The following is an 11837-nucleotide window of genomic DNA, read 5'->3' as shown; positions in this document are numbered from 1 at the left end:
TTGTGTTTGACTATATTGCATTTTGGGTGTGGATTATACATTGTTATGAGTTTTATCTCAAGCTTAGAATCTCCTATTTTAAAATCTTTTAGCTTGATAAAAACTCACAAAGTGCTATAATGCAAACTCATTTTTTGAAAGGCAAGGAATAGCTATGGTGGATTATGGGATTAACTTTTGGGGGAATAATGATTTTATTATCAATGATGGCAAAGTCAAGGTCAATTATAAGCACAAACCGGCTTTGATTGATATTGTTCAAGATGCAAGGGAGCGAGGGTATAAGGGACCTTTGCTTTTGCGGTTTCCACATTTGATTAAAAATCAAGTTGATAAGGTGTTTAAGGCTTTTGAGGGGGCGATTAAGGAGTATTCATACAAAGGCAAGTTTAAGGCTGTTTTTCCGCTGAAAGTTAATCAAATGCCAAATTTTGTTTTGCCCCTTGTGGAACGGAGCCAAGATAAATGCTATGGGCTAGAGGCAGGGAGTAAATCAGAGCTTATTTTGGCTATGGCTTATACGAATAAAAACTCGCCCATCACGGTTAATGGCTTTAAAGATAAGGAGATGATTTCTCTAGGCTTTTCAGCGGCAAATATGGGACACGATATTACATTAACGATTGAAGGGCTAAATGAGCTAGAGACAATTATTGAAGTGGCGCGTGAGCTAGGAGAGCCATATCCAAACATAGGGCTTAGAATCCGCCTCCACAGCACAGGTGTTGGAATCTGGGCAAAAAGTGGAGGGATAAACTCAAAGTTTGGTCTCACAAGCACGGAGCTGTTAGAAGCTATTAATATGCTTGAAAAAGAGCAGTTGTTGCATAAATTTACGATGATTCACTTTCACATCGGCAGTCAAATCAGCGATATTTCACCGCTTAAAAAAGCCATACGAGAAGCGGGCAATATCTATGCAGAGCTAAGAAAAAAGGGTGCAAAAAACTTGCAGTGTGTTAATATCGGCGGTGGTTTGGCAGTGGAATATACCCAACACGAAGGCAAAAATAATCGCAACTACACATTAAGTGAGTTTAGCGGTGATGTGGTGTTTTCACTGCGTGAGATTGCTAAAAACAAAAAAGAGCCAGAGCCGGATATTTTTATAGAATCTGGTCGTTTTATCGCTGCAAACCACGCTGTGCTTGTCGCTCCAGTGTTAGAGCTTTTCTCTCAAGAATATGATGAAAAAGCCTTGCGTCTTAAAAAGAGCAATCCGCCACTCATAGAGGAGCTTTTTGACTTGTATAATAGCGTGGTTGAAAAAAATGCGATTGAATATTTGCACGATAGCCTTGATCATATGGAATCTTTGCTCACACTTTTTGATTTGGGCTATATTGATTTGCAAGATAGGAGTAATACCGAGGTTTTGGTGCATTTGATTATCAAAAAAGTGATTAAGCTTTTAAAGCATAAGAATTATAATGAGATTTTGCAGATTCAAGAGCAAGTCCAAGAGCGGTATTTGCTTAATTGTAGTTTTTTTCAAAGTTTGCCTGATTATTGGGGCTTGGCACAAAACTTTCCTGTTATGCCGCTTGATAGGCTTAATCGCCGTCCAAACCGCAGTGCTAGTTTGTGGGATATTACTTGCGATAGTGATGGCGAGATTGCTTTTAATGCGAGTTCGCCATTGTTTTTACACGATGTAGATGTAACAAAAGAAGAATATTTTTTGGGCTTTTTCCTTGTGGGTGCGTATCAGGAGGTGCTAGGAATGCGACATAATCTTTTTACTCACCCAACGGAGTTTAGTGTTGAGTTTGATGATGATTTGAATAAGGGCTATGAGCTAACTAATCTCATTGAAGCACAAACGATTTTAGATGTGTTAGATGATTTAGATTATGATACAAAGGACATTGAGCGGCGGTTGAAACAGCATATTGAGGAAAATCAGCAGCTTGATAGTGAGGGTAAAAAGGAAATGCTTGGGCGATTGTATGTAATGCTAAGTGAGAATGGCTACCTTCGCACGATTACGACAAAAATGGAGTAAATTGGTAAATGGGACAAATCAGCCTATGGCGTATGATAAAAGAAGATTTTTGCATAGTAAGGAAAAAAGACCCCGCTATAAATAGTAGCATAGAGCTGTTTTTTAACTACCCCGGACTTATCGCATTGGTGCATTATCGCATTGCTCATCGTTTGCATAAGGTTGGATTCAAGGTTGTAGCTAGAATCATTATGGGGCTTACAGGTTTTATTACAAATGTAGATATTCACCCAGCAGCACAGATTGGTCGGCGTGTGTTTATTGACCACGCTATTGGTGTGGTGATAGGTGAGACGGCAGAAGTGGGTAATGATGTGATGATTTATCAAGGTGTAACGCTTGGTGGAACAAGCCTTGATAAAGTCAAAAGACACCCTACTATTGAAGATGGCGTGGTGATTGGAGCGGGAGCGAAGATTCTAGGGAATATACGCATTGGAGAGAATGCTAAGATCGGGGCGAACTCTGTGGTGATAAAAGATGTGCCTAAGGACTGCACGGCAGTTGGGATTCCCGCACGCGTGATAGTCAAAGGCAGGGCAAAAGAGGCAAGTGCGATAAATAAGCTACCTGATATTGATAGGGCGTTGTTTGAGTATCTTTTAAAACGCATACAGATTCTAGAAACTACGCTAGATTCTGCTATGGGTGAAGATGTTGCATTGTTGAGTGAAGAACATCAAAAAGAAAGGGAAGAATTAGATAGAATCTATGCCGCCTTCTTGCGTAGTTTAAAGGGATAGAGTCTAGCAGCGTGATAGCTAATGCTGAAGACAAAAGAGCGTGGAAAAGTAGCTCTTAAAAATCGTGTAAATCTTTAATGCTGCAGATTCTAAGTGGCATTAGAATCTAAATCGTGCGAAGTGATGATAAAACAAATGCGTATCAATAAGTGTATGTTTGTAAAAAGCAAGTGATAGCATTGAAGTTTTTAATGATGTGAGAGAAAGAAAGTCTAGCTTTGAGAGTAGAATCTGTAAGGATTGTTCTAGATTCTACTGATTTTGTTACGATAAAACAAAAATATCAAACGGATAGTTTTTGCCACTTGCTTTTAAGTCCAAATACGCATCAATGGCTGTGTATTCTCCCTTAGCGTGGGATTTATGCCGTTCTTTTGCCTTGTCAATCATTTCTAATTCAAATAGCACATAGAACAATGCCATTTCAGCCTTTTCATCATTGTCTGCACATTCTTCAAAGAATCTAATCCACTCATCAGGGCTTAATATGCCTTTGCTTTCCTTGGCATATTGGATATACTCAAACGCCTCGCACCCTACATTTTTAAAGCTCTCACTCAAATGTTTAGTCTCAATCGTGTTTGGATATTTTAAATACACTTGCAATAATTCCTGCACCAAAGTCTTATCAAGCGTAAGGTTGTGTAGCTGTGCGACAAGCTTGTTTAAATCTTTTGAATCGCCATTTTTTAGAATCTCAAGTATGGCATAACTTTGAAGCTCGTTGGGATAATCCTCATCTAAAAGGTTGAAGCCATTTTTGTAATTAGCTTTGATTTTATTTTTGAGATTTTGGAGATTAAACTTATTATCTTTGCTCAAGTGATATTTTTTTAAATCCACCACTTTGCCACTCATCACATCTTTGTAAGTTTCAAAAAGGCTATCAATTTTTCGGTTAAAACTCTCCACAGAATCAAGTCTAGGCTTGAGATAGAATCTTTGCAAGATTTTTGATAAATCACCAAAGGCTTTGCGTTTATATACGCGATCTTTAATGGGCTGATTGAGAGCTTGCTCGTTAATTTGTGTAAGGAGCTTGTCATAGTCATTTTTACGATGATAGTCTTCTAGCATTTCCTTTGCCCACGCTGAAGCAAAGAAAATTAAAGTCATTATAAAAAACACAAGCACAATTCCTAGAATCCAAATCGCCACGGGCAATGTTAATTGTGCCGTGCTAAATGGCAGATTATAAGTATAGCTTTGAGATTCTAAACTATACACATATAGCCCCATAATAAACATAAACACAAACGAGAAAACAACATAATACTTCAGCTTCATCTATCGCTCCTTTTTTTGAGATTTTTCATAAAGCTCACGGCAGTTAATGCAGTATTTTGCGTGAGGTTTGACTTTGAGACGCTCCACATCAATTTCATCATCGCACATTTCACAAATTCCAAAAATTCCATCTTTAATTTTTTGCAAAGAGTTACGAATATCACGCATTTCATTATGGTATAAGTCAATCATACCCATTTCTAGATTCCCTTGTAGACCTGCCCCTACAATATCGCCCTCATCTTTATGATGTGTATCTTGGATATTTTTAATCCGCGTGTTTTTATGGTTGATACTTTCACTAAGCTTATTAAGACGCTCATTAAGAAGCGTTTCAAAAAATTGATAATCAATCATAGAGTCTCCTAAGCATTTATTTATGATACGGATGAGAATGCAAAATGCTCAATCCACGATAGATTTGCTCACATAGCACAAGTTTGGCGATTTTATGGCTAAGTGTAAGTGTGCTTAGGCTAATGCTTTGGCAAAGGTTTAAAAACTCTTTTTCAAAGCCATAAGCCCCACCGATAAAAAATTGAATGAGATGCTGAGTTTCTAAAAGGCGTGAAAAACTTTGTGAATCATAGCTTTTCCCCTGTGTGTGCAAAGCAAGATTGAGCGCGTTTGGTTTGATGTGGGGTAAAAGGGCTTGCGTGTAGGCATTTTGTGCGTGATTGGCTGAAATTTTTTGTGCCTTAAGCACGGCTTGAGGCATAAGCTCAAAACTTTCCACACGAACACCAAATTGCTTACATTGCATACATAGCTCTTCTTGCACCGCTTGATATTGTGTGTCTTTTTTAGCTATAGAATAGATGTTGATTTGCATAGCTTGGATTGAGCATTTTGCTTAAATCGCTCAAAGTTTTTTTCAAATCTTTACGATGCACGACCATATCAATAAGCCCGTGTTCTAAAAGAAACTCTGCGGTTTGGAATCCCTCTGGCAAGTCTGCACCGATGGTTTGCTTAATCACTCTAGGACCAGCAAAGCCTATGATGGCTCCGGGCTCTGCAATGATAATATCGCCTAAAAATGCAAAACTTGCACTCACGCCCCCAAATGTTGGGTCAAGCAGCACGGAGATAAAAGGGAGCTTTGCATCGGTGAGTTTATTTAACGCAGCGGAAGTTTTTGCCATTTGCATAAGTGAAAATGTAGATTCTTGCATTCTAGCCCCACCGCTAGTTGAAAGAATGACTAAGGTTTGTTTTTTGGCAACAGCCCTATCAATGGCACGGACGATTTTTTCACCCTCCACAGAGCCAAGAGAGCCACCCATAAAGGCAAAGTCAAAAAGCACAATTTGCATTTCAACGCCGTTTAAAAGTGCTTCTCCTGCAATGACTGAACTCGCTCTGCCTGTTTTTTCTTCCCCTTCGGCAATTCTCTTTTTATAACTCTTTTTATCTACAAACTCTAAAGGGTCAATGGGACGCAAATCTTTATCAATTTCAATAAAAGTATCCTTATCGCACAGCATTTCTAAACGCTCTTGTGTTGAGATTCTAAAATGATAGCTACATTTAGGGCAGATGTGAGATTGTGAGAAGACCTCTTTATAATACATTAAGGCATTACAACCGGGGCATTTGAGCCAATGATTGGGTGCATCATTTGTTTGCTCTTCTTTTTGTTCCTCTTTTTTCCCTTTAAAAAAATCGCCAAGACCCATATTTATCCTTTAGAGTTGTCTAAAAAATTGAGAATCATATCAAAAATATGTTTATCTTTGCTTATAAGTGTCCAATTCTTTGAAGAAATGTGATGTAAATTTTCACATAAAAACAATCCTGCCTTATTGTCAAATCTTCTCATCTCTCCCATAAACAGCATAAAATTGACTTCATAAGCCTTTGCCATAGAAATTGCACTTGCCCCTAGTGAGCGGAATTTTAAGCCATTGTCATATAAAAGCTTGGCAATGTGGTGATTGCTATATGCTTTTTCAAAGATTCCACACTTGCTTAAGGGTGTAGAATCTAGTGGCACAAATGCCTTATCCTGCTTAGATTCATATTCGTGCAGATAGAATCTAAAACATTGAGAATCTTGCTCTATCACACCTTTTATCACACATTCTTTTGAGCAAAAATTAATAATAAGAGCTTCTTTGCATTTACCATCTTTATCGCATAGGGCTAAACTTGCCCCATAGTAGGGAATATGTGAGAGAAAGTTATCACTGCCATCAAGTGGGTCAAGCACGATATAATCGCTCCCAGCCCCTTGTATAAACCCGCTTTCTTCAGATTCTATACTTGCTAATTCTAGCAAATGTTCTTTGTAGATTCTCTCACTCAATAAATCCGCCCCAATGCTAATATCGCCCCCTACACCCCTTGTATGCTTTTCATACAGCGATGAATCTTGCCGTTGTAATGTAGCGATAATCACCGATGAAGCCTTTAAGGCTTGATGTAAAAATGCACTCATATCCGCCCTTATTTTTTAGAATCTCAAGCTAGAATTATGCGTTGAATTTTCTTAAATTAAGGAATCTAGAAGTGCAGGGCTATATTCTCCAAATGCAAAAAACACGCACAGAAGATATGATTGTTAAGATTCTTACCCAAAATGATATAAAGACATTATATAGATTCTATGGGGCGAGGCATAGCATTATAAATATTGGGCGAAAGGTTGATTTTGAAGAACAAACCCAGCTAGGCTTCCTCCCTAAGCTCAAGCGCATCGTGCATCTTGGATATAAGTGGGAGAGCCAACAGCAAAGGTATTATGTTTGGCAACATTTTATCAAGCTACTTTATAGGCATTTGGTAGATGTGTATGAGGTTGATAGCTTTTATTTTGAGCTGCTTAATTCTGGTGCGAGTAAGCTCACCCTTCAAAATCCCAAACGCGTGGTGCTAGAGATGTATGCGACTTTGCTTCAACACGAGGGTAGGGCATTTGCAGTTTTAGAAAACCAAATGCAATGCTTTGTGTGTCAGCAAGGCTTAAAAGAGCGTGTAGCACTTGGCAGAGCATTTTTATTTGCCCACAGAGAATGTATAGGTGGTAGGATATTTGAGTTAGATAGAATTATTGCATTTTTGCAAACTCAAAGCACGATTTTGCTTGAAGATGATGAAGTGGATCATTTGTGGGAAATTTTGGGACTAGGGCTATAAAATTTAGCTTTAATTAAACTTAATTAAGAATATACAAGAATAATTGACTTATAATTGCAGAGCGTTTAACGCATATACTAATCTATAAGGAGTTACTTATGTCATACGCAAGTAATGTTCTCAACAAATTAAAAGAGCAATATCCTTCACAGACACTTTTTCATCAAGCTGTGGAGGAAGTTTTTGAGTCCCTTGAACCGGCACTTCAAAAGGATAAGAGGTATGAATCTTATGCCATACTTGAGCGTCTTACGATTCCTGATAGAGAGATTCATTTTCGTGTAAGTTGGGTTGATGATAAGGGCAAGATTCAAACAAATCGTGCCTACCGCATTGAGTTTAACTCCGCTATTGGACCATACAAAGGTGGGCTAAGATTCCATCCAAGCGTGAATGATGGTGTGATTAAGTTTTTGGGCTTTGAGCAGATTCTAAAAAACTCCCTTACAACACTTGCTATGGGCGGTGGTAAGGGTGGAAGCGACTTTGATCCAAAGGGTAAAAGCGAAGGCGAAATTATGCGGTTTTGTCAAAGCTTTATGAATGAGCTGTATCGCCATATCGGTGCGACTACTGATGTCCCAGCAGGTGATATTGGCGTAGGTGGGCGAGAGATAGGCTATCTCTTTGGGCAATATAGAAAACTCACAAACTGCTTTGAGGGTGTGCTTACAGGCAAGGCGATTCCGTGGGGTGGAAGTCTTGTAAGGACGGAGGCGACAGGCTATGGCTGTGTGTATTTTGCACAAGAAATGCTAAAAGCACGAGGCGAAAGCTTGGAGGGTAAAATTTGTAGCGTATCTGGTGCTGGAAATGTAGCCATTTACACGATTGAAAAGCTTTATCAACTTGGGGCAAAGCCTGTAACGGCAAGCGATTCTCAAGGTATGATTTATGATAAAGATGGCATTGATTTGGTGTTGTTAAAAGAGATTAAGGAAGTAAGAAGAACTTCTTTAAGCGAGTATGCCAAAGAGCGACCACAAGCGGTTTATACGCCAATTAGCCAGTATCCAAAAGATAGTAATCCGGTGTGGGCTGTGCCTTGCTTTGCGGCATTCCCAAGTGCGACGCAAAATGAGCTTAATGGCAATGACGCTAAGATTCTCCTTGCTAATGGCTGTAAATGTGTGAGTGAAGGGGCGAATATGCCTTCAACTATTGAGGCTGTGCATCAGTTTATCAACGCGAAAATCTGCTACGGACCGGGCAAGGCTGCAAATGCTGGTGGTGTGGCAGTGAGTGGGCTAGAAATGGCACAAAATGCAAGTATGAATCCGTGGAGCTTTGAAGTGGTGGATTCTCATTTGCATAAAATTATGGAAAGCATTTTTGCAAACTCAAGCGAGACAGCAAAAGAGTTTGGCGATCCTACAAACCTTGTGCTTGGTGCAAATATCGCAGGATTTAGAAAGGTTGCTGGAGCGATGATTGATCAAGGCGTGATTTAACCCCTGCTTGTAGATTCTAAGTAGATTCCAAATCGTTAGGTTTGGAATCTATCTCCGCTTTTTTAAGATTTTTAAGATAAGGAGTATTAAATGGCTTTTATTGAGACAATCAATCCTATCCATACTTTGTTCCTTATGCTTTGCTCACTTCTAGTGCTACTTATGACGCCATCTCTTGCGATGTTTTATGCTGGAATGGTGAAGTCCAAAAACACGCTTAATACTATTATGAATTGCTTCATTGGCTTTGGAGCGATTTCTCTGCAATGGATTGTTGTGGGGTATAGCTTGAGTTTTGGGACGGATAGCTGGTTTGGGATTGTGGGGAGCTTGGAACATTTGTTTGTCGCAAACACTACTAGTGTCAATGAAAATGGAATCCCAAATATTTTGTTTGTCATCTTTCAAATGATGTTTGCTCTCATCGCTACGGCAATTATCACAGGCTCACTTGTAGGGCGTATCAAGCTTGGTGTGCTTGTGGTGTTTTTGCTTCTGTGGAGCACTTTTGTGTATGATGTTTTGGCACATATGATTTGGAGTGAAAATGGCTTTTTACTTGCACGAGGTGGCTTAGACTTCGCTGGTGGCGGTGTGGTGCATATTAGCTCTGGTGTGGCTGGGCTTGTGGGAGTGCTGATTGTAGGTGCGAGAAAAGAGAATATCCCCTATACGCAAGGTGCGCATTCTGTGCCGTATGCGTTTTTGGGTGCGATACTGCTTTTCATCGGTTGGCTTGGGTTTAACTCTGGGAGTGCTGGAAAAGTAGATTCTATTGCTGTCAATGCTTTTGTTGTTAGCATTATCTCTGCTGCAAGTGGCTATTTTATGTGGGTGCTATTAGAGTGGGTCATACACAGACGCCCCACGATTCTAGGCTCACTTAGTGGGCTTGTAGCTGGGCTTGTGAGTATAACGCCCTGTTGCGGTTTTGTGAGTGTTGGCTCAAGTGTGCTTATCGGTGCTTTGGGTGCTTGTATCTGCTACTTTGGGCTAAGTTTTATCAAAGATAAGCTTAAGCTTGATGATTCGCTTGATGCCTTTAGTTTGCACGGCATTGGTGGGATTTGGGGCGGAATCGCCACAGGTCTTTTTGCAAATGGTGCGGTGAATCCAGCAGTAGTAGCACAAGGGGGGTTAGGTGAGGGCTTGTTTATAAGCGGGGAGTTTGAGCTGCTTATTGAGCAGCTTTATGCAATCGGGATTTGTATCGCTCTATCGGCTGTGGTAAGCTATGTGATTTTCAAAGCCATATCGTTTTTTACAGATTTGCGTGTAGATGAGGAAGTGGAGAAACACGGGCTGGATTCTAGGCTGCACGGCGAGAATGCGTATAATTCATAGGCGATAAACGCAAGGCAAATGCCCCGGTGGTGTGGCAGTAAGACGAGCTAGAAATGGCGCAAAATGCAAGTATGAATCCGTGGAGCTTTGAAGTGGTGGATTCTCATTATGCCACGCACATTTTAATTTTTAAGGCAAATCATATACAATCCATTTTTTTTGTATTCTTGCCCTTTTAAACTCAAAACAAAAGGGGCAAAAATGAATTGTATTAAACATAATGATGTGGTAGCTGTTGGTTCTTGTGGCAAATGCAATGTAGGGCTTTGCACGGAGTGCATAAATGATGCTATGCGAGATGATGACAATAAGCCGTGTCAAAAATGCACACTAGATGTGGTGATAGACCCGCACATTGCGTATTTGCAAACAGCATTAGGTCAAATCGCTCAAAAACGCATTATTTGGTCTGTCATACTTGTAATTGGATTGGCTTTAGGTATGCTTGGGTATTTTTCTGATTCTGTTATGTATATTATCATTGGTATCTTGGTGTGGAGTTGTGCTGGGTTTAGCGATAGAATGTTAACAAGAGCTAATCAATCCGCAGAAGACGCTCATTATAACGCATTGGCTCGTCATAGAATGGAGACTGATGGTAGCTACTTGTTAGGTTCTATGATAGGTAAAGTTATTGGCTGGTTGCTTAGAGGCATATTTTTCCCAATAGTGTATTTGATATTTATGCTAACAGGTGTCAAAAAGCTAGAAAAGGAGCTTACAGATATGCAGGAAGCTAGAGATATGCTCGTAAGCAAAATGTAAGAAAGCAATTAATCGCTTTTGTAGATTCTTATTCTACTTAGAATCTACACAAACTCCAATGCCTTTTTGCAGAGTGATGAAAGTGGTCTAGATTCTAGCTCTTTTTGTGAAAAGAAATATAGTTTTGTGTGTGGCAGGGATTGCGTTAATAGATTTAAGTGTTTAGAATCTAGTTTATATACATTTGCGGTGATAGCGTATTTTGTGTAGTGGTGCTTGAAACTGCCGCATTTATAGAATCTTTGCTTATTAGCAAGTGCTTCTAGCTTAAGTTGTGGGAGATTGTATAAGCCTTGATACAAGCCACCTTTATCCCCTTTTTCATACACAAAGGCAATCCTGCCTTTAGAATCTTTATATAACAAAAGATGCAGTGTAAGTGGGGTTGAAGAAGAAGTTTTTGGAGTTGGATAGAGCGTAGGATTTACCTTGCCATTGCAGAGATTTTGCATAGGGCAGATAAGGCAATTAGGCGATTTTGGCGTGCAAATCATCGCACCCAAATCAAGCAAGGCTTGATTATAATCAAAGCTGTGTTTTGTGTCTAAAAGCAAAAATGCAAGCCCATCTAAAAGCTTTTGGTTAGGTTCGCGTAATGCAAAGATTCTACACAAAACCCGTCTAATATTCCCATCTACAAAACTCACACTTTGATGAAAACCAAAGCATAAAATCGCCCCTGAAGTATATGCCCCAATTCCTGGCAGTTTAAGCAAATCTTTGCGTGTATTAGGCAAAGTAGCATTATATTTTTCACAGCAAAGAATCGCCGCTTTTTGCATATTTCTCGCACGAGTGTAATAGCCTAAGCCCTCCCATTGCTTGAGTATAGAATCTAGGCTTGCTTTTGCTAAGGATTCTAGTGTGGGAAAGGCGTTTAAAAATGGGGTGAAATAGTGTTCTTGCACCCTTTTTACTTGCGTTTGTTGTAACATTATCTCACTTACATACACGCCATAAGGGGCATTTTCACCTTTTAGGGTTCGCCAAGGAAGAGAAGTTCTGCCCTGTATCGCATACCATTCTAAGAGTTGAATCTGGTATTGTTTAGCAATGCCTTTTGCTTTGTGTGTGGAGCTTGTATTCATAGTCTTTGCTTTTTAT

At 39.6% G+C, this 11837-nt stretch carries 13 protein-coding genes; 7 read left to right on the top strand and 6 right to left on the bottom strand.

Annotated features, from left to right (window positions below; translation table 11 throughout):
• Positions 1 to 154 precede the first annotated feature (154 nt).
• Positions 155 to 2005 (top strand): biosynthetic arginine decarboxylase, encoded by a 1851-nt coding sequence (gene speA, locus EBF12_RS02055; protein WP_121726185.1) that lies wholly within the window; start codon positions 155 to 157, stop codon positions 2003 to 2005.
• An 8-nt stretch (positions 2006 to 2013) separates the two neighbouring features.
• Positions 2014 to 2748, top strand: a complete 735-nt coding sequence (gene cysE / locus EBF12_RS02050) for a serine O-acetyltransferase (protein WP_121726184.1) — start codon at positions 2014 to 2016, stop codon at positions 2746 to 2748.
• Positions 2749 to 3012: 264 nt separating this feature from the next.
• Here the strand turns inward: cysE and EBF12_RS02045 are convergent, their stop codons facing one another.
• The 5 genes from EBF12_RS02045 to EBF12_RS02025 are packed head-to-tail and all read right to left on the bottom strand — an operon-like array spanning position 3013 to position 6475.
• A complete protein-coding gene (locus EBF12_RS02045; protein ID WP_121726183.1) occupies positions 3013 to 4035 on the bottom strand; it encodes a hypothetical protein in 1023 nt (340 codons plus the stop codon).
• Positions 4036 to 4392 carry an RNA polymerase-binding protein DksA gene (dksA, locus tag EBF12_RS02040; protein ID WP_121726182.1) on the bottom strand — a complete coding sequence of 119 codons (357 nt, stop codon included), beginning with the start codon at positions 4390 to 4392 and terminating at the stop codon, positions 4036 to 4038.
• Between the two features lie 16 nt (positions 4393 to 4408).
• The gene (gene rlmH / locus EBF12_RS02035; protein WP_121726181.1) at positions 4409 to 4867 is read right to left on the bottom strand and encodes a 23S rRNA (pseudouridine(1915)-N(3))-methyltransferase RlmH; all 459 of its coding nucleotides are present in this window, start codon (positions 4865 to 4867) and stop codon (positions 4409 to 4411) included.
• Entirely contained in the window at positions 4839 to 5714 is an 876-nt protein-coding gene (gene accD / locus EBF12_RS02030) for an acetyl-CoA carboxylase, carboxyltransferase subunit beta (RefSeq protein ID WP_121726180.1), read from the bottom strand. Before accD ends, rlmH begins: the two co-directional genes overlap by 29 nt.
• A 2-nt stretch (positions 5715 to 5716) precedes the next feature.
• A complete protein-coding gene (locus EBF12_RS02025; protein ID WP_121726179.1) occupies positions 5717 to 6475 on the bottom strand; it encodes an inositol monophosphatase family protein in 759 nt (252 codons plus the stop codon).
• Between the two features lie 71 nt (positions 6476 to 6546).
• Between EBF12_RS02025 and recO the strand changes: the two genes are divergently transcribed.
• From recO to EBF12_RS02005, 5 genes are all read left to right on the top strand, one after another.
• Positions 6547 to 7173: a recombination protein RecO gene (gene recO / locus EBF12_RS02020; protein ID WP_121726178.1), complete on the top strand. Its 627-nt coding sequence runs from the start codon at positions 6547 to 6549 to the stop codon at positions 7171 to 7173.
• 98 nt (positions 7174 to 7271) lie between these two features.
• Complete coding sequence (gdhA, locus tag EBF12_RS02015; protein WP_121726177.1) at positions 7272 to 8624, top strand: NADP-specific glutamate dehydrogenase; 1353 nt, start codon at positions 7272 to 7274, stop codon at positions 8622 to 8624.
• Positions 8625 to 8732: 108 nt separating this feature from the next.
• Positions 8733 to 9968, top strand: coding sequence for an ammonium transporter (locus tag EBF12_RS02010; protein WP_208630936.1), 1236 nt, complete (start codon positions 8733 to 8735; stop codon positions 9966 to 9968).
• 53 nt (positions 9969 to 10021) lie between these two features.
• Positions 10022 to 10147: a hypothetical protein gene (locus EBF12_RS12135; RefSeq protein ID WP_279629413.1), complete on the top strand. Its 126-nt coding sequence runs from the start codon at positions 10022 to 10024 to the stop codon at positions 10145 to 10147.
• Positions 10148 to 10169: 22 nt separating this feature from the next.
• The gene (locus tag EBF12_RS02005) at positions 10170 to 10733 is read left to right on the top strand and encodes a hypothetical protein (protein WP_121726175.1); all 564 of its coding nucleotides are present in this window, start codon (positions 10170 to 10172) and stop codon (positions 10731 to 10733) included.
• A gap of 44 nt (positions 10734 to 10777) precedes the next feature.
• On the opposite strand, the gene mutY is transcribed toward EBF12_RS02005, so the two are convergent.
• Positions 10778 to 11821: an A/G-specific adenine glycosylase gene (mutY, locus tag EBF12_RS02000; protein WP_121726174.1), complete on the bottom strand. Its 1044-nt coding sequence runs from the start codon at positions 11819 to 11821 to the stop codon at positions 10778 to 10780.
• Positions 11822 to 11837: the final 16 nt, after the last annotated feature.

Origin of the sequence: Helicobacter labetoulli (genome assembly GCF_003670275.1) — a bacterium.
GTDB classification, from domain to species: domain Bacteria; phylum Campylobacterota; class Campylobacteria; order Campylobacterales; family Helicobacteraceae; genus Helicobacter_C; species Helicobacter_C labetoulli.
The sequence above is the reverse complement of the archived record's forward strand: the minus strand, read 5'-3'. Positions and strand labels throughout refer to the sequence as shown.